At 63.6% G+C, this 17,320-nt stretch carries 14 protein-coding genes; 6 read left to right on the top strand and 8 right to left on the bottom strand.

Features of this window, described 5'->3' with window-relative positions:
- The first annotated feature begins 140 nt into the window (after positions 1-140).
- Entirely contained in the window at positions 141-1,031 is an 891-nt protein-coding gene (locus tag ACXAEH_RS21055; protein ID WP_475035826.1) for an AraC family transcriptional regulator N-terminal domain-containing protein, read from the top strand.
- A gap of 24 nt (positions 1,032-1,055) precedes the next feature.
- On the opposite strand, the gene ACXAEH_RS21060 is transcribed toward ACXAEH_RS21055, so the two are convergent.
- Positions 1,056-2,042 (bottom strand): GlxA family transcriptional regulator, encoded by a 987-nt coding sequence (locus ACXAEH_RS21060; protein ID WP_475035828.1) that lies wholly within the window; start codon positions 2,040-2,042, stop codon positions 1,056-1,058.
- A gap of 128 nt (positions 2,043-2,170) precedes the next feature.
- Between ACXAEH_RS21060 and ACXAEH_RS21065 the strand changes: the two genes are divergently transcribed.
- The 4 genes from ACXAEH_RS21065 (at position 2,171) to ACXAEH_RS21080 (ending at position 8,546) form a co-directional block, all read left to right on the top strand.
- The gene (locus ACXAEH_RS21065; RefSeq protein ID WP_475035830.1) at positions 2,171-4,117 is read left to right on the top strand and encodes an acetoacetate--CoA ligase; all 1,947 of its coding nucleotides are present in this window, start codon (positions 2,171-2,173) and stop codon (positions 4,115-4,117) included.
- A gap of 18 nt (positions 4,118-4,135) precedes the next feature.
- Complete coding sequence (gene bcoG, locus ACXAEH_RS21070; RefSeq protein ID WP_475035832.1) at positions 4,136-5,053, top strand: 3-dehydrocarnitine:acetyl-CoA trimethylamine transferase BcoG; 918 nt, start codon at positions 4,136-4,138, stop codon at positions 5,051-5,053.
- Between the two features lie 152 nt (positions 5,054-5,205).
- Positions 5,206-6,627: a carnitine 3-dehydrogenase gene (locus ACXAEH_RS21075; protein WP_475035834.1), complete on the top strand. Its 1,422-nt coding sequence runs from the start codon at positions 5,206-5,208 to the stop codon at positions 6,625-6,627.
- A 227-nt stretch (positions 6,628-6,854) separates the two neighbouring features.
- On the top strand, positions 6,855-8,546 hold the full coding sequence (locus ACXAEH_RS21080; protein WP_475035836.1) for a BCCT family transporter: 1,692 nt from the start codon (positions 6,855-6,857) through the stop codon (positions 8,544-8,546).
- A 75-nt stretch (positions 8,547-8,621) separates the two neighbouring features.
- On the opposite strand, the gene ACXAEH_RS21085 is transcribed toward ACXAEH_RS21080, so the two are convergent.
- From ACXAEH_RS21085 to ACXAEH_RS21115, 7 genes are all read right to left on the bottom strand, one after another.
- On the bottom strand, positions 8,622-8,966 hold the full coding sequence (locus tag ACXAEH_RS21085) for a RidA family protein (RefSeq protein WP_475035838.1): 345 nt from the start codon (positions 8,964-8,966) through the stop codon (positions 8,622-8,624).
- Positions 8,967-9,069: 103 nt separating this feature from the next.
- The gene (locus ACXAEH_RS21090) at positions 9,070-10,464 is read right to left on the bottom strand and encodes an aldehyde dehydrogenase family protein (RefSeq protein WP_475035840.1); all 1,395 of its coding nucleotides are present in this window, start codon (positions 10,462-10,464) and stop codon (positions 9,070-9,072) included.
- Positions 10,452-12,116 carry an acetolactate synthase large subunit gene (locus ACXAEH_RS21095; protein ID WP_475035842.1) on the bottom strand — a complete coding sequence of 555 codons (1,665 nt, stop codon included), beginning with the start codon at positions 12,114-12,116 and terminating at the stop codon, positions 10,452-10,454. Before ACXAEH_RS21095 ends, ACXAEH_RS21090 begins: the two co-directional genes overlap by 13 nt.
- A gap of 41 nt (positions 12,117-12,157) precedes the next feature.
- Positions 12,158-13,666 (bottom strand): FMN-binding glutamate synthase family protein, encoded by a 1,509-nt coding sequence (locus ACXAEH_RS21100; protein ID WP_475035844.1) that lies wholly within the window; start codon positions 13,664-13,666, stop codon positions 12,158-12,160.
- 146 nt (positions 13,667-13,812) lie between these two features.
- Positions 13,813-14,259: a hypothetical protein gene (locus ACXAEH_RS21105; protein ID WP_475035846.1), complete on the bottom strand. Its 447-nt coding sequence runs from the start codon at positions 14,257-14,259 to the stop codon at positions 13,813-13,815.
- A 218-nt stretch (positions 14,260-14,477) separates the two neighbouring features.
- On the bottom strand, positions 14,478-15,173 hold the full coding sequence (locus ACXAEH_RS21110; protein WP_475035848.1) for a fumarylacetoacetate hydrolase family protein: 696 nt from the start codon (positions 15,171-15,173) through the stop codon (positions 14,478-14,480).
- A gap of 120 nt (positions 15,174-15,293) precedes the next feature.
- Positions 15,294-16,331 (bottom strand): sterol desaturase family protein, encoded by a 1,038-nt coding sequence (locus ACXAEH_RS21115; RefSeq protein ID WP_475035850.1) that lies wholly within the window; start codon positions 16,329-16,331, stop codon positions 15,294-15,296.
- Between the two features lie 113 nt (positions 16,332-16,444).
- Here ACXAEH_RS21115 and ACXAEH_RS21120 point away from each other — a divergent pair, with 113 nt between their 5' ends.
- Positions 16,445-17,314 (top strand): LysR family transcriptional regulator, encoded by an 870-nt coding sequence (locus ACXAEH_RS21120; protein WP_475035852.1) that lies wholly within the window; start codon positions 16,445-16,447, stop codon positions 17,312-17,314.
- Positions 17,315-17,320: the final 6 nt, after the last annotated feature.

Genomic DNA, 17,320 nt, shown 5'->3' on the forward strand with positions numbered 1-17,320 from the left:
GCCACCAAAGTAGAGCGCAGGCCACCGATCCCCGTGCCCGATCCTCCGGATGATCTGCCTGATCCTCCGAAGCTACGGGATTTGAGGTTCAGTGCCGCCGCCGCAGCGCTTATAAATCAAGGGCAACAGGAGGAATGCCCATGGTACCCCAGGACCTGATTTCCGAAGTCGCTGAGTTTGTCCGCGCCAGCGGCGGGCTGGACACCGGCTGCGAAACCGCGATCGACGGGCTGTTTGCCTTTTGCAGCGAAAAGCGGAGCGAGTTTCAGGCGATGTTCTATGAACCGGTCATGTGCCTGGTTCTGCAAGGCGCCAAGGAGGCGCATCTGGAAGACCGGGTGGTCCGCTACGGCGCCGGCAAGTCGCTGATCGTCAGCCATGCCCTGCCTGTGACGGCCGGGGTGATTGATGCCTCACCGGAAACCCCTTATGTTTCGCTGGCGCTGCAACTGGACCTCGCCACCGTGCGCAGCCTCTATGACGAGATCGGTGCGGCGGAGGGGCTGGAACCGGCTTCGCATTCGATGAGCGTGGCGGATGGTGATGCGGAACTGTTTGATGCGGTAGCGCGGCTGTTCCGCTTGGCCAAAGATCCGGTGGAGGTGCAGGCGCTGGCGCCGCTGGTGCTGAAGGAGATCCATTTCCGTCTGCTGCGCGCCCAGCACGGCGGCATGCTGCGCCAGCTCTTGCTGCACGAAAGCCCGGCCAGCCGGATTTCCAAGGCGATTGCGCTGATCCGCACCGGTTACAAGGCGCCGATTGCGGTGGCAGAACTGGCCGCTGCAGCGGGGATGAGCCAATCGACCTTCCATGAGCATTTCAAGGCGCTCACTTCCACCACACCGCTGCAGTACCAGAAGGAGCTGCGCTTGCTGGAGGCGCGGCGTTTGCTGATGAGCGGTGGCAAATCCGTGGCCTCGGCGGCTTATGACGTGGGCTATGAAAGTCCGACCCAGTTCAGCCGGGAATACGCCCGCAAGTTTGGCATCCCGCCGCGGGACGAGAAGCCGGCCCCGGCAGCGGCGTCTTAGGCGCGGGATGAATGGGTCCTGACCCTATCCCTTGCCGGCATCGCGGCTGGTCTTCATCCAGGGTTTTTCCTGCACCCGGGCCTCGCGGATCGTCCGGCCATAATGCCCGGTAAATGACCGCCCCAGCGAAGACGCTGAGGAAAACCCGCAGCGCATCGCAATCTGCTCCAGGCTCAAATGGGTTTCCTCCGACAAGTAACGGGCGTGCTGAAGCCGCAGCATCTTGTAGTATTTTCCCGGCGTCATCCCCAGTTCGCGCTGAAACGCCCGCGTCAGGGTGCGTTCGGACAGCGACACCCGCTTGGCCAGTGCGGCAGTGGTCATCGGGGTTTCGATGGTCTCTGCCATCAGGTTCGCTGCTTTCAGAACCTTGGGGGAGCCCTTCTGCTCTAGCCGCGCGGCCCCGCGGTTAAGCTCCGATTGCCGCGACGGGTCATAGACAAACATCGTCGAGGCGCCGAAAGCAGCCGCCGAGCCGTAAAGATCCTGTATCAGGCCCAGCATCATATCGAGGGCGGTGCTGGCGCCGCCGCAAGTCAGAAACGCGCCGGAGCGCACATATCGCGCGGTGGAGACTTCGGTCTTGGGGAAAGCCTCGGCAAAGGCGTCCAGCTCCTGCCAGTGGATCGTCGCAGTATGGCCGTCCAGCACCCCGGCGGCGGCCAGCAGCCAGGCAGCGGTGTCCAGCGCCAGAACCAGCCGGGCAGCCCGTGTGGCGGTCCTGAGTTTTGCCAGCAAATCCGGGCTCAGCTGTTCGCGCACGCGGTAGCCTGCAACCAGCACCAGGGTACGGTTGCCCGCGCCTGCGTCAAAGGCACCGTCCGGGGTGATCTGCAGCCCGCTGGAGCTGCTGACCGGCTCCCCGTCCAGGGTGCTGACCCGCCAGCCCGCCGTTGTCTGGCCTGCATTCATGCGCACATCGCGCAAGGGTTCCATGGCGCTGGCCAGCACCATGTTCGAAAACCCTTGGAACAGTAGAAATTCAAAGATTGGCGGCGTATTTGACGGCATCTGTATGTTATTTGACCAAAACTGTATAAGTACTGCGTCATTTCCTGCGCTAATGACGCGGGAAGTCAAGTCTCTTGACGATCCGCCGCCGCTGAACCGACGCCCGCTCTCTAATCACTGATAGTCCCATGACAACTGCTCCTCTTCTTTGGCAGCCGGATCTTTCGGCGCGCCGCAAACCTCTGCTGTGCGATTTCATGGCGCAGGCCTCTGCCGCGACCGGAACCGCTCTGGACAGCTTTGCCGGTCTGCACATCTGGTCAGTCGCACAGCCGCAGGACTTTTGGCCGCTGGCCTGGGAGTTTTGCGGGTTGGAAGGGGAACAGGGCGCGGTGCCGTTGCTGGCGGATACCGACCCGATGCAAGTGCGGTTCTTCCCCGAGGCGCAGCTGAACATCGTGGACACCTTCCTGAAGAACGCCGACGGGCGCCAAGCCATTGTCTTCATTGGCGAAGACGGCCGCCGCATGGCCTGGACCCGGGCAGAGCTGAAGCGCGAGGTGGAACAGCTGGCCGCCGCCCTGCGTGCCGCCGGGATCAAGCCAGGCGATCACATTGCGGGCTACGTGCCAAACATGCCGCAGACCGTGGCGGCGATGCTGGCGACCGCCTCGCTGGGGGCGGTCTGGTCCTCCTGCGCGCCGGAAAGCGGGCCGGATGTGGTGGTGGACCGGTTCGGCCAGATCGAACCCAAGCTGATGTTCGCGGCGGACGGCTATTTCTACAACGGGAAGACCTTTGAGACCCGTGCCGCCATTGCCGAGGTCGCCGCCCGGGTGCCGTCAATCCAGCAGATCGTGGTCTGGCCCTATGCGCGCGATACTGCGGACCTGCCGGCGGGCATGACCGCCTATGATGCCTTCAAGCAGGCGGATGCCCCGGCGCTGGACTGCCGTCCCATGGGCTTCCGCGACCCGCTCTATGTGATGTTCTCTTCCGGCACCACCGGCAAGCCGAAATGCATTGAGCATTCCGGCGGCGGCACCCTCTTGCGGATGCTGGTGGAGCAGCAGTTGCACTGCGATCTGCATCCGGGCGACCGGATGTTCTATTACACCACCTGCAACTGGATGATGTGGAACTGGCAGGTGGCGGCGCTGGCGTCGGAGGCCGCGATTGTGCTGTTCGACGGCAACCCGATGTATCCCGGCATCCGCCGCCTGTTCGATCTTGTTGAGGCCGAGAAAGTCACTCATTTTGGTATTTCCGCCAAATACATAGATGCCTCGCAAAAGCGCCGCAACCGGCCTGCGGACAGTTATGACCTGGCTGCGTTGCGGGTGGTTCTGTCCACCGGATCGCCGCTGTCGCCCGAGGGGTTCGCCCATGTCTATGCCGACTGGAAGGCGGATGTGCAGCTGGCCTCGATCTGCGGCGGCACCGATATTCTGGGCTGTTTCATCGGCGGCTGCCCGCTGCTGCCGGTGCATCAGGGTGAAATCCAGGCGCCGATGCTGGGACTGGATGTGGCAACCCTGAACGATCAAGGCGAAGCGGTCGAAGGTGCCGCGGGCGAACTGGTCTGCCGCAACGCGCATCCGTCAATGCCAACCCGGTTCCTGAACGATCCGGGCAATGCCCGCTACCGGGCCAGTTATTATGAGACCTATCCCAATATCTGGCGGCAGGGTGATTTCACCATCCGCACGGAGCATGGCGGCTACGTGGTGCTGGGGCGTTCGGACGCGACGCTGAACCCCGGCGGCGTGCGGATCGGCACCGCGGAGATCTACCGGCAGCTCGACAAAATTGATGAGGTCTCCGACGCGGTGGTCGTCGGCCAGAGTTTCGACAACGACGTGCGGGTGGTTCTGTTTGTGGTTCCAGAGGAGGGCGCCGTGCTGGACGATGCGCTAACTGACCGTGTCAAAACGGAAATCCGCAAGAACGCATCGCCGCGCCATGTGCCCGCCAAGATCATCTCTGTCGCTGACATCCCGCGCACCAAGTCCGGCAAGACCGCCGAGCTGGCGGTGCGGGATGTGGTGAACAAACAACCCGTCCGCAACCTATCCGGCCTCGCGAACCCGCAGGCGCTGGCGCTGTTTGCGGATCACCCTGAATTGCAAGTTTAACCCCAAAGGAGCGAGACCATGCCCCTGACCATGAACCGAGACGTCTTCATCACTGCCGCCGTGACCGGCTCTGGCGGCACCCAGGACAAATCCCCCCATGTGCCGCGTTCGCCCAAAGAGATTGCCGAGTCGGCGATTGAGGCCGCCAAGGCCGGCGCCGCCGTCGTTCACTGCCACGTGCGCGATCCCGAGACCGGCGCGCCGTCCCGGAAACTTGAGTATTACCGGGAGCTTACCGACCGCATCCGCGATTCCGAGGTGGATGTTGTGCTGAACCTGACCGCCGGCATGGGCGGTGACATCGTGTTCGGCGGCGTTGAGAGTCCGTTCCCGGTGAACGAAGCCGCCACCGACATGATCGGTGCCACCGAGCGGATGGCCCATATCGCGGAATGCCTGCCGGAAATCTGCACCCTGGACTGCGGCACCATGAACTTTGCCGAGGCCGATTACGTCATGACCAACTTCCCGGGCATGCTGCGGGCGATGGGGCAGATGATGACCGATCTGGGCGTCAAACCGGAGATCGAGGCGTTCGATACCGGGCACCTGTGGTTTGCCAAGCAATTGGTAAAAGAGGGAATTTTGGAGCCGAACGCGCTGGTGCAACTGTGCATGGGGGTGCCGTGGGGCGCGCCGAACGATCTCAACACATTCATGGCGATGGTCAACAATGTGCCGTCGGATTGGACCTGGTCGGCGTTCAGCCTAGGCCGTGACCAGATGCCCTATGCGGCGCAGTCGGTGCTGGCGGGCGGCAATGTGCGGGTCGGCCTTGAGGACAACCTGTTCCTGGAGAAAGGCGTTCTGGCCACCAACGCCCAGCTGGTGGAGCGCGCGGTCGGTGTGATCGAGGGCATGGGCGCCAGGATCATCGGCCCCGATGCGGTGCGCGAGAAGCTGGGTCTGACCAAGCGCGCGCCGGTTGCGAAGTAAGCGGCGGTATTGGGGGTGCCATGCGTGCACCCCCTGTGCACCGCTTGTGCACCGCCGCGCTGCGGCAGGAGGGCGGATTGGGGGCTTGCCCCCAAACCCCCAGGATATTTTCGGCCAGAAGAAGAGCCGGGCGTTTTTGAAAAGGAAGTCTCATGAAAACAGCAGCAATCATCGGCGGCGGGGTGATCGGCGGCGGCTGGGCCGCGCGGTTCCTTTTGAATGGCTGGAACGTGCGGGTGTTCGACCCGGACCCGGAAGCGGAGCGCAAGATCGGCGAAGTGCTGGCCAACGCCCGCCGCGCGTTGCCGTCGCTGTATGACAAGGCGCTGCCTGCCGAGGGGGTGCTGACCTTCCACGCGGATATGGCCGAGGCCGTGGCGGAGGCATCCTGGATCCAGGAAAGCGTGCCGGAGCGGCTGGAGCTGAAACACAAGATTCATGCGCAGATCCAGGAGCACGCGCCCGCAAGCGCGGTGATAGGCTCCTCCACCTCGGGCTTCAAGCCTTCGGAGCTGAACGAGCAGGGCGCCCGTGCGGTAGTGGCGCATCCGTTCAACCCGGTTTACCTGCTGCCCCTGGTGGAGCTGGTGGGGGATGCGGACACTTGTGTGCAGGCCTCGGACCTGCTGCGCGAGGTGGGGATGTACCCGCTGACCGTGCGCAAGGAAATCGACGCCCATATTGCCGACCGGCTGCTGGAAGCGGTCTGGCGCGAGGGGCTGTGGCTGATCAAGGACGGGATCTGCACCACCGAGGAGCTGGATGAATCGATCCGCATGGGCTTTGGCCTGCGGTGGGCGCAGATGGGCCTGTTTGAGACCTACCGGATTGCCGGCGGCGAAGCGGGCATGAAGCATTTCATGGCGCAGTTCGGCCCGGCGCTGGAATGGCCCTGGACCAAGCTGATGGATGTGCCGGAGTTCACAGAGGAGCTGGTTGACCTGATTGCGGGCCAGTCGGATGCCCAGTCCGGGCATCAGTCGATCCGCGATTTGGAGCGTCTGCGGGATGACAATCTGGTTGGCATGATGCGGGCGCTGAAGAAATCCGGCAGCGGTGCTGGCGGGGTCATCAACACCCATGAGGCAACGCTGCCCGTACCGGAGGCGGTGGATCTGCCGGTCACCGTCAGCCGTCCGGTGCCGCAGAGCTGGACCGACTACAATGGCCACATGAACGAGGCGCATTACACCGAGGCCTCGGCCCAGGCGACCGACCGGTTCATGGAGATGATCGGCTGCGACGCGGACTACATCGCGGCGGGCGGCAGCTATTTCACCGTCGAGAACCATGTGCGCTTCCTGGATGAGCTGCACGAGGGCGATGCGTTGACCGTCACCACTCAGGTGCTGCAGGGCGAAGGCAAGAAGATGCATCTGTTCCACCGCCTGATTGGCCCCGAAGGGCAACTGGCGGCGACCGTGGAAACGCTGCTCTTGCATATGGACCTCAATGCGCGCGGCACCTCGCTGCCCTCGCCGGAGGTTGCGGACAGGCTGGCAGGCTATGCCGCCGCCCATGCAGGACTGCCGCTGCCGGAAGGTGCCGGGCGCCACGTCGGCCAGCGCGGCTGACTTGGGGGCGGCAGTTTGCGGCTGTCGAAAAACCCCCATTGCGGGCCGGATTTCCTCCCCGATTCCGGCCCGCAGATTGCTAAGCGATGCGGGGAGCGCCGGGGCGTTAAAGAGGAGAGCCTTCGGCCAGACACAAAACCCGCCTGAAAAATTCGGCCTGCATTGCCAGGCGCAACACGCCGGGTGTTCAGCCCGGGAGCACTTGTTCACGGTCATGGGAGGACCAAATGTCAGAAAGCAATTCCAACAGCCACCTGGTGGCGAAGTCCGGTTTCTTTACCGGTCTTCACCCTGGCATGGGCATCGCAGCCAAGGCGATGATCGCCGCATTCGTGATTTTCACAGTTTTGAACGTCGAGTTTGCCGGCGGGTTGTACAAATCGGTTCGCAGCTGGATCGAGGGGGGCCTCAGCTGGTATTACATCTCGGTGCTGGCCGGGATCATGTTCTTTTGCTTCTTCCTGATGTTCTCGAAGTTCGGCAGCCTGAGGCTGGGGGATGATGATGCACGGCCCGAGTTCAGCAACTTCAGCTGGTTTGCGATGCTGTTCTCGGCCGGTATCGGCATCGGCATCCTGTTCTTTGGCGTGGCTGAGCCGATCTTCTATTTCGATAACTCCGCCGTTTGGGGCTATCCGAACAATCCGCACGCAGAGCTGGCGGGCCATTCGGAGATGGACATGCAGCGCGCGATTGACGCGATGCGGGTGACCTATTTCCACTGGGGGTTCCATGGCTGGGCGCTCTATGTGATTGTGGGCCTGTGCCTGGCCTATTTCGGTTTCCGCAAGAAACTGCCGCTGACCATGCGGTCGGCGCTCTATCCGCTGATCGGCGAGAAGATTTATGGCCCCTGGGGGCATTGCGTTGACCTGCTGGCGGTGTTCGGCTCGGTCTTTGGGATTGCGACCTCGCTGGGGCTGGGCACCAGCCAGATGGCCACCGGCCTGAATGTGCTGTTCGGGCTGGAGCCGACCGATACGCTGAAGATTGCGCTGATTGTGATCGTGACGATCATTGCCACCGTTTCGACCGTGTCGGGCGTGGGCAAGGGCATCCGGATCATTTCCGAATGGAACATCTGGCTGTCGATGTTCCTGCTGGCGGCCTTTGTGGTGATCGGGCCGCTGAAATGGCTGCTGGGCTTCTATGTGACCACCCTGGGCGACTACATCTGGAACTTCATCCCGATGGGTTTCTGGACCGCAAGCTCCGAGGAAAACATCGCCTGGCAGGGCGGCTGGACCATCTTTTACTGGGGCTGGTGGATTGCCTGGGCGCCGATGGTGGGCATGTTCATCGCCCGCATTTCGCGCGGCCGCACCATCCGGGAATTCATGGTGGGCGTGCTGTTTGTGCCGACCGCGATTGCGTTTTTCTGGCTGTGCATGTTCGGCGGCAATGCGATCTGGCAGGAGCTGAACATGGCTGGCGGCCCGGCAGCCGAAGGCGGTGCGGGGGTAATCCAGACCGTGCGTGACTGGGATCTGCCTGCGGCGCTTTACGGCACCATCGGCAATCTGGGTGCGACCTCCTGGCTGGGCGACCTCAGCTGGACCGCCTGGCCGCTGTCGGCGCTGGCGACCTTGCTGCTGTTTTCGTGGTTCGTGACCTCGGCGGATTCCGGCACGCTGGTGATCACCACCATGCTGTCGATGGGGGACGACAACCCGCCGAAGAAGTTCCGCATCATCTGGGGCGCGGGCATCGGTGCCACTGCGATCGTGCTGCTGATGGCCGGCGGCCTTGGCGCCTTGCAGACGGCGTCGATTGCGGCGGCCTTCCCGATTTCCTTTGTGATCATCGCGATGACGCTGGGGCTGTACCGGTCGCTGAAGACCGATCCCTCGGCGGCACCGATTGGCGAGGCTGCGTCTGCGCCGGATGGCACCCGGATATCGCAGGATCTGCACGCCTGAGGCAAGTTTGAGGCCTGAAAGAATTGCGCCGGGCTGCTGAGGCCCGGCGCTGTTTGTTTTCTGATCAGGACAAGATCAGTCGCAGGCGGCGGTGACGATGATCTCGACCTTCAGGATTTCGCGCGCCAGCTTGGCCTCGCCGCAGGCGCGGGCGGGGGCGTGGCCTTCGGGAACCCAGGCGTTCCAGACCTCATTGAGCTCAGCAAAATAGGACATGTCCGACAGCCAGATTACGGTCTGCAGCAGGCGGGTCTTGTCGCTGCCGGCTTCGGCCAGCAGGGCGTCGACCTTGGCCAGGATCTCGCGGGTTTGGCCGGCCGCGGTTTCGGCCTCCGACACCTGGCCGCTGAGGTAAACAACGCCGTTGTGCTTGACGATTTTGCTGGCGCGGGCGGTGGTGCCGATACGGGTGATGGTCATGGGTTTGCCTCATGTTATCAGGGATGAGGCGGTCATAGCGGCATGCGCCGGATGCTGAAAGGCGCAAATGCGCGTGCCGGGCCGGAACCCGGCACGGCAGGGGCTAGAGTTTGATCACCGCCATCTTGTCCTGGGTCATGTCATGCATGGTGTAGCCGATGCCGCCGGTGTTGTAGCCGGACTGGCGGCGGCCGGCGAAGGGCATCCAGTCGACGCGGAAGGCGGTGTGGTCGTTGACCATCACGGCGGTGGCGTCGAGCTGGCGGACGGCCTGCATGGCGGTGCCGAGGCTTTGCGTGAAGACCGCGGCCTGGAAGGCAACGGGCAGGCTGTTCGCCGTTGCAATGGCGTCTTCGAAGCCGGCGGTGCTGTAGACGCAGATCACCGGGCCGAAGATTTCCAGCTGCGAAACCCGCGCGTCTGCGGGCGGGTCCAGCAGCACGGTGGGGGCGTAGGTGGTTTCGCCCAGGCGCCTGCCTCCTGTTAGCAGTTTGGCGCCGCCGTCGATGGCTTCCTGCACCCATGCCTCCACCCGGTCCACCTCGCCGGGGCGGATCAGCGGCCCGCAATCTGTCGCCGGGTCGGTGGCATCGCCGACCTTCAGCGCCTGTGCGGCCTCGGCCAGCCTTTGCGCGATCTGTTCCGCCATGGCGGCGGGGGCGAAGACCCGCTGGACCGAAACGCAGACCTGGCCGGAGTGGTAGAAACCGCCCTTGGCCAAGGCCGGGATCACCGCATCTATGTCCGCATCTTCGCCCACGATCGCCGGGGCCGCGCCGCCGTGCTCCAGTGCGCAGCGGGTGCCGGGGGCGAGCTTGGAGCGCAGCATCCAGCCAACGCGCGCAGAGCCGATGAAGGAGAAGAAGCCGACGCGGGCGTCGGTGATCATCTGCTCGGCAACCTCGTTGCTGCAGACCACCGTGCGGCACCAGTCCGGCGGCAACCCGGCCTCATGCAGCATGGCGACGAAGGTCTCGCAGGACAGCGGCGTGTCCATCGCGGGCTTAACGATTACCGGGCAGCCGGTGGCGACGGCGGGCGCCACCTGATGCACGATCAGGTTCAGCGGGTGGTTGAAGGCGCTGGCCGCGACAACCACGCCAATCGGCTCGCGCTGGGTAAAGGCGATGCGGCCCGACCCGGCGGCAGTGAGGTCCATCGGGACTTCCTTGCCCGCCATCTGGCCGATTTCATGCACGCACAGCTCCACCCCGTCGATGGCGCGTTTGACCTCGACGCGGGCATCGACCAAGGGCTTGCCGCCTTCGCTGGCGATCAGCAGGGCGAGTTCGTCAAAGCGGGATTCCATCAGGCGCGCGGTTTTCTTCAAGATTTCAATACGCTGATAGGCGGGCAGCCAGGCGCCGCGCTGGCGGAAAAGCCCGTGCGCGGTGTCCAGCATTGTGTTGATCTGTTCCCAATCGCTGGTCTGGACCGTGCCGATGCGCTCCAGGCTGTAGGGGTTCACGACTTCGACGGATTTGGTCATATCAGGCATACCTTTGCGGCCAGTTCATCAATCAGGACGCGCTGGTTTTCGCTGTAGTCGACCGGCACGTCGATCAGATGCACGCCGCCTGCGGCAAAGGCGGCCTCGAACGTGGGGGCCAGGTCTTCGGTGCGGCTGATCCGGTGCCCGGTGGCGCCGTAGCTGTTTGCGTATTGCACGAAATCGGGGTTGTTGAACTCCAGCCCCCAGTCGTCGAAACCGGCGTGCGATTGCTTCCAGCGGATCATGCCGTAGGAGGAGTCGTTCAGCACCGTGACCACCAGGTTGAGGCCGAGGCGGACGGCGGTTTCCAGCTCCTGGCTGTTCATCATAAAGCCGCCGTCGCCGCAGATCGCCATCACCCGGCGGCCGGGGTTCAGCTGTGCCGCCATCATTGCCGAGGGCAGGCCTGCGCCCATGGTGGCCAGCGCGTTGTCCAAAAGCACGGTGTTGGGCTGATAGGCCTTATAGTTGCGGGCGTACCAAATCTTGTAGATGCCATTGTCGAGCGCGATGATGTCGCAGTCATTCATCACCTTACGGGTGTCGGCGACCAGCCGCTGCGGGATGATCGGGAAGCGGGGGTCTTCGGCACCTTCAGAGGTGTGCGCGTCGGTCTCAGCCTTGATGCGCTGGAAATAGCCCCGGTCGAAATCCAGCGGGCCGTCCAGGATTTCGCCGAGGCGGGTGATGGATTGGGCGAGGTCGCCGACCACCTCCACCTGCGGGTAATAGACCTGATCGACCTGCGCCGCCTTGTAGTTGACATGGATGACCTTGGTGCCGCCGTCCTCCATGAAGAAGGGGGGTTTTTCGACCACGTCGTGGCCCACGTTGATGATCAGGTCGGCGCGGTCGATGGCGCAATGCAGATAGTCGCCGTCTGACAGAGCGGCGGTGCCCAGAAACAGGTCCGAGCGTTCATCGATCACGCCCTTGCCCATCTGGGTATTGAAGAAGGGGATCTGTGTCGCTTCGGCAAAATCGCTGAGCGCGGCGCGGGCCTTGCGCCGGTTGGCGCCGGCACCCAAGAGCAGCAGCGGCATTTTGGCGGCGCGGATCATCTCTGCCGCTTCGTTCAGCACCGTATCGCCCGCGACCGCGTAATGGCGCGGGTGGGGCTGCAGCACGGCGGCGTCGGTGTCCTCGGCGGCGATGTCTTCGGGCAGTTCCAACAGGACGGCGCCAGGGCGTTCCTCTTCGGCCACGCGGAAGGCTTCGCGGATCAGGGCAGGGATGGTGTTGCCGTGCACGATCTGCTTGGACATCTTGCAGATCGGGTCGAACAGGCCAACCACGTCGATGATCTGGAACTGGCCCTGTTTCGATTTCTTGATCGGCTTCTGGCCGGTGATCATGATCAAGGGCATGCCGCCCAGATGGGCATAGGCCGCAGGCGTGGCAAAGTTGGTGGCACCGGGGCCGAGGGTGGCCATGCAGACGCCGGCCTTGCCGGTGAGGCGGCCATAGGTGGCGGCCATGAAGGCGGCGCCTTGTTCGTGGCGGGTCAGCACCAGTTCGATTTTCGAGGTGCGCAGGGATTCCAGCACGTCGAGGTTTTCCTCGCCAGGGACGGCAAAGATATAGTCGACGCCTTCGGCCTCCAGCGCGGCAACGAGGAGGTCGGAGGCTTTGACGGCAGCGGAACTTGGGTCAGGCATGGGGGCTCCTGTTCAGTAAATTCTGGAATTATAAGAATGGGTTATTCGGCGGCTTGTTTCAGTTCAGGCGCGGGATACAGCTCATCCATCGAGACCGAACGGCCGTTGTCCAGCACGATCCGCGCGTGATAGCGTTTCAAGAGGCGCGGCTCGGCCACGCCGCAGCTGTGGGCGATGATGCCGACCTCCTTTTTCATGTTTTTTGCGTAATAGGCGACGCGTTCGGATTTGCTGGCGGGGTCGAGGCCGAACTGCAGCTTGGGGTCGTGGGTGGTGATGCCGGTGGGGCAGGTGTTCTTGTTGCACTGCAGGGCCTGGATGCAGCCCAGGGCAAACATGAAGCCGCGGGCGGAGTTGACGAAGTCGGCGCCGGCGCAGAAGGCCCAGGCGACCTCGGACGGGTTGACCAGCTTGCCGCTGGCACAGACCTTCACGCGCTCGCGCAGGCCGTATTGGGTAAGGATGTCGACCGCCAGGGGCAGGCTTTCGCGCAGGGGCATGCCCATGTTGTCGATCAGGCTCATCGGGGCGGCGCCGGTGCCGCCGTCGGCGCTGTCGATGGTGATGAAATCCGGGGCGCTTTCGATACCGCGCTTCAGGACCTCCCGGCAGAGGGTTTCAAAGAACCCATAGGCGCCGATCACCGCCTTGAAGCCTACCGGCTTCCCGGTGACATCCCGCACATAGGCGATCATGTCCAAGAGGTCGCCGACGCTGTTGATCTCCGGGTGGCGGTTGGGGCTGATCGCGTCCTCGCCGGGGGTGAGGCCGCGGATCTCGGCGATTTCCCCGGTTACCTTGGCGCCGGGGAGGATGCCGCCTTTGCCGGGTTTGGCGCCCTGACTGAGTTTGAGTTCGAACATGCGGACGCTTTCATGTGCTGCGACCTTGCGCAGCTTATCCTCGTCAAATCCGCCCTCGGGCTTGCGCACGCCGAATTTGCCGGTGCCGATCTGAAACACGATGTCGGCGCCGCTTTCCAGGTGATAGGGGGAGAGCCCCCCCTCGCCGGTGTTGATCCAAATGCCGGCCTTCTTGGCGCCTTGCGACAGCGCCCGCACGGCGGGGACCGAAATGGCGCCATAGCTCATGCCGGAGATGTTGAAGACCGAATCCGTCGTGTAGGGGTGGCGGGCGTAGGGGCCGATGGTGACGGCAGAGGGGTCCTTGGCGTCCTGTTCCAGCGTCGGGAAGGGGCAGTTCACGAAATAGACGGTGCCGGTCGGGCGCAGGTCGCGGGTGGAGCCGAAGGCGACGGTGGAATCCACGTTCTTGGCAGCCCGGTACACCCAGGAGCGTTCGGCCCGGTTGAACGGCATTTCCTCGCGGTCGAGGGCAAAGAAATACTGCCGGAAAAACTCGCCCATATGTTCGAAAAAATAGCGGAAACGGGCCACCACCGGGTAGTTGCGGCGCAGGGTGCTGTCGGTCTGGGTCTTGTCGCGGACATAGATCACCACCAGCCAGAGAACGCCGGCACCAACTGCAAAGATGAAGGAATAGGCAAGGAATTCAAGCAGCGCGAGAACGGTGCTGGATATCTGGGACATGGGGGGTGTCGCTCCTTTATGGGCTTGGTCCAGCGGGGTGCCCCGCCGTTTTGGCTGTGGTCGTTACAGAATGCGCATGGCGGGCGCCCATTGCATTCACGGGCCGATCACATCCTGCGGAGCACCGCGTGTTTGCGGTACGGAAATCAGTGGCTTGCACGGCGTCTCTGGTTGAGCGGCCAGGTCAGGCCAGCCCCAACGACACCCGGCACATATTTGACGAACAGGCGTTTGTGCACGAACTGAACGCCGGCGACAGGAACCAGCCTGCCAATGGGAATGCCGGAAACCTCATCTGCGTTCCGGTAGTATGCAACCCCGCCGAACAATGTCCAGTTTGCGGTCAGCCGTCTGCCGGCGGTGGCAGAGACGGACAGGTCGCCATAGCTGTTGCGGAAAGCGCCGAGAGTGAGGTCGCGTTTCGGTGTCAGCCAGGACAGGAAGAGGCCAGGGTTGAACTCCTCGAAGTCATTGCCGGAGGCGTGCTGCGAACCGAGCAGCAGCGAAATCCGGTCCGGCCCGGCTGCTGCCGCAAGGCAGGGCAAGATAGTTGCGGCGAGTGCGGCCGCGGCCGCCAGGATGCGGTTGCGCATCAGGGAGCGGCTGCACGGGCATGGGTTTCAGGCAGGTGCGCTTGTGCGGCACGCGCAGCAAGACTGCTGGTGTGTGGCATAAAATTTCCCCCTTTTCCGGTCAGCAACGGCGCACCGCGTGAAGGGGTGCGCCTTGCCGGCCAGTCTGCGAATGTGCGGGGTAGCTACGGGAATTCCCTGTGGCGAAGGGTTATGGAATATATAACCGGGTCCTGACCCTAGCGGATGATTTCGGCTTGCAGCGGCTGCAGGCCCTGGCAGTCCGCCCGCAGGTTGTCGCCCGGGACGACGGGGCCGACGCCCTCGGGGGTGCCGGTAAAAATGAGATCGCCGGCCCGCAGGGTCAGATAGCGGGACAGCTCGGCGATGGTTTCACCGGTTTTCCAGATCATTTCCGACAAGTCGCCGGACTGACGCAGCGCGCCGTTCACCTGCAGGGTGATGGCACCGGACTGCGGCAGGGAGGCGGGGGTGAAGCGGGTCATTTCGCCAATCACTGCCGAGCCGTCAAATCCCTTGCCCATATCCCAGGGGCGGCCCGCTTTCTTGGCCTGGCCCTGAAGGTCGCGGCGGGTGAATTCGATGCCGAGGGCGGCGCCAAAGAGATGCTCCAGCGCCTGGTCCGCCGGAATGTCGCGGCCGCCGGATTTCAGCCCGACGACCAATTCGACCTCGTGGTGCAGGTCCGCGGTCAGCGGCGGGTAGGGCAGTTGCACGCTGCTGCCGGCCAGAATGGCGTCCGCGGGCTTGGCAAAGAAGAACGGCGGTTCGCGGCTGGGATCGGCGCCCATCTCCCGTGCGTGGGCGGCGTAGTTGCGGCCGACGCAGAAGATCCGGTTGACGGGGAACACCTTGTCCGAGCCCGCAACCGGAACCACGGAGCGGTCTGCGATGGGGAAAGCATAGTTTTGCATGACGGCCTGCCGTTTCAAGAAACCTGTGGGACGCTCTGTGCAACCAAGGGGGCTGCAGAGCTTGCCAAGTCATTCACTGCAACTCTCCGTTGGTCAAGTGCGGCAAGGACCCCGGGGGGGTCATCCCTTGCCCTGCGCGTGCATCTGGCGCTTGCGGTCGCGGGTGCGGCGGGTCGCGTCCGCGGAGCCGTCGTGATAGGTGCCGAACCACTTGTCCCAGGGCATTTCCGCGTTGCCGTAGTTGCACTCGTAATAGCGGTGGTGCAGCTGGTGGAAAAAGGCGCCGATCAGCAGGGCCTGGCGGTCGCGGGCCCAGATCGCCTCGTATCCGGAGTGCGAGGAGGCGGCGCCCAGCATCAGCCAGTAGCCGAGGAAGATCATGTGGACCGGATGGCTGGGCAGCAGCAGCACGATCAGGATGGCGCTGAGGTAGCCGAAGGCCTCGACGGGGTGCATGGACATGCCGGACCAGGGGCCGGTGTTGACGTTGCGGTGATGCACGGCGTGGACATGGCGGTAGATGAATGGCTGATGCAGGAACAGATGCACCACGTAGAAGTGGAAGCTTTGCCAGATCGCCAGCACCGGGAACAGGGCGATGAACCAGATGGGGTGCGCCGCAAAGCTGAGGGTGCCAATGAAGCCGTTGGCGTAGGTCCAGCGCAGGGCGCATTCGAGCAGCGACAGGAAGGTAGCGCCGTAGACCATGGAGTAATAGATGTTGTCCCAGGTCTGGTAACCGAATTTGTATAATGCGTTCTTGCGCTTGGCATAGGGGCGGGGGTCGTATTTCAACAGCTTGCCCTGGCCGTCAATGCCGTAGAACCACAGGTGCAGGCCGCCGGCCACGACTAGCAGCAGCAGCCAGTTGCGCAGGAAGACCATTGCGGTCCAGCCAAGGGCGAAATCCGCCTGGGCCCCGGTGACCGGTTGCATCCAATAAGCCACGGCAAAGGCCAGCGCCAGATAGATCGAGCGGTCGGAGACCTGCAGCCAGTTCTGCCACAGCCATTTCGCCAGCGTGCCGGGCTTGGGCGGCCAGTGCCAGTAGGGGGCGTGTTTGACCGGCAGCTCGGGATGCCAATGCCATTCGCGGCTCATCGGCCCTGGGTCCTGCCGTTCGGCTTGCGGGGCGGCGTTTACGTCGGTTGTGGTCATGGCGCGGCGGCCTCTCTGATGCAGCAATCCTTTAAGGAAAGAGATAAGAACGTGGCGTGGGCAAAGTAAAACGAGTAAAACGAAGCATAATCACAAAGAAATTTTGGTGATAAATGCGGAAACTGCCCAACCTTGCCTGGCTGCGCTCCTTTGAAAGCGCTGCGCAGCATCTGAGTTTTACCGGGGCCGCGCAGGAGCTGGGGATGACCCAGACCGCGGTCAGCCTGCATGTGCGCTCGTTGGAGGCGGAGCTGGGCTGCAAACTGTTCACCCGCGCGGCGCGGCGGCTGACGCTGACCGAGACGGGCAAGGCCTATGCCTATTCGCTGCGCCAGGCCTTGGGGGATATGGCGATCTCCACCGCAAGCCTGTTTGGAACCGGGACGGAGCAGGCGCTGACCGTGCGGGTGCCGATGTCGACCGCCGGTCTGTGGCTGGCGCACCGGCTGCCCGAGTTTGCTCAGCGGCATCCGGGCATCCCGGTCCGGATGGTGTCCAATATCTGGGCAGGAGCTGAGGCGCCGGAGAATGTCGATGTTGAGCTGCGCTTTGGCTCAGGCGGCTGGGACGGGGGCGGGGTGCGGCGGATCTCGCAAGAGCGGCTGGTGCCGGTACGCGCGGCGGGCAGCGGGTTCCTGAGCCCCGAAGCCTTGCGGCAGGGGCCTTTGGTTCAGATCCTCGGGTTTGAGGACATGCTGCTGCGGTATCTGAACGCGCATGGCTGCACACCGCTGCAGGAGGCGGCCCGGTTTGCCGTGGATACAACGGTGGCCGCGCTCGACATTGTGGCCGCTGGCGGCGGTTATGCCGTGGTTGTGGAACGCTTTGCCTATATGGCGATTGATACGGGCAAGGCGATTTCTATTGCCGGCGATCCGGTGCCGGTTGATCAGGCGCATTATCTGGTCAGCGTGCCTGCCCGGGCCTCCAATGAGGCGGCCAAGCAGCTGTTCGAGGCCTGGCTTGAGGAGGTGTTTGCCTGAGGCTGG

The sequence above is a fragment of the Leisingera sp. ABM4_060 genome, from assembly GCF_056158765.1.

Excerpts from the sequence above, each read along its gene's own strand:
- ACXAEH_RS21055 (WP_475035826.1), top strand. The coding sequence starts at position 141 with ATGGTACCCCAGGACCTGATTTCCGAAGTCGCTGAGTTTGTCCGCGCC.
- ACXAEH_RS21060 (WP_475035828.1), bottom strand. The coding sequence starts at position 2,042 with ATGCCGTCAAATACGCCGCCAATCTTTGAATTTCTACTGTTCCAAGGG.
- ACXAEH_RS21065 (WP_475035830.1), top strand. The coding sequence starts at position 2,171 with ATGACAACTGCTCCTCTTCTTTGGCAGCCGGATCTTTCGGCGCGCCGC.
- bcoG (WP_475035832.1), top strand. The coding sequence starts at position 4,136 with ATGCCCCTGACCATGAACCGAGACGTCTTCATCACTGCCGCCGTGACC.
- ACXAEH_RS21075 (WP_475035834.1), top strand. The coding sequence starts at position 5,206 with ATGAAAACAGCAGCAATCATCGGCGGCGGGGTGATCGGCGGCGGCTGG.
- ACXAEH_RS21080 (WP_475035836.1), top strand. The coding sequence starts at position 6,855 with ATGTCAGAAAGCAATTCCAACAGCCACCTGGTGGCGAAGTCCGGTTTC.
- ACXAEH_RS21085 (WP_475035838.1), bottom strand. The coding sequence starts at position 8,966 with ATGACCATCACCCGTATCGGCACCACCGCCCGCGCCAGCAAAATCGTC.
- ACXAEH_RS21090 (WP_475035840.1), bottom strand. The coding sequence starts at position 10,464 with ATGCCTGATATGACCAAATCCGTCGAAGTCGTGAACCCCTACAGCCTG.
- ACXAEH_RS21095 (WP_475035842.1), bottom strand. The coding sequence starts at position 12,116 with ATGCCTGACCCAAGTTCCGCTGCCGTCAAAGCCTCCGACCTCCTCGTT.
- ACXAEH_RS21100 (WP_475035844.1), bottom strand. The coding sequence starts at position 13,666 with ATGTCCCAGATATCCAGCACCGTTCTCGCGCTGCTTGAATTCCTTGCC.
- ACXAEH_RS21105 (WP_475035846.1), bottom strand. The coding sequence starts at position 14,259 with ATGCGCAACCGCATCCTGGCGGCCGCGGCCGCACTCGCCGCAACTATC.
- ACXAEH_RS21110 (WP_475035848.1), bottom strand. The coding sequence starts at position 15,173 with ATGCAAAACTATGCTTTCCCCATCGCAGACCGCTCCGTGGTTCCGGTT.
- ACXAEH_RS21115 (WP_475035850.1), bottom strand. The coding sequence starts at position 16,331 with ATGACCACAACCGACGTAAACGCCGCCCCGCAAGCCGAACGGCAGGAC.
- ACXAEH_RS21120 (WP_475035852.1), top strand. The coding sequence starts at position 16,445 with ATGCGGAAACTGCCCAACCTTGCCTGGCTGCGCTCCTTTGAAAGCGCT.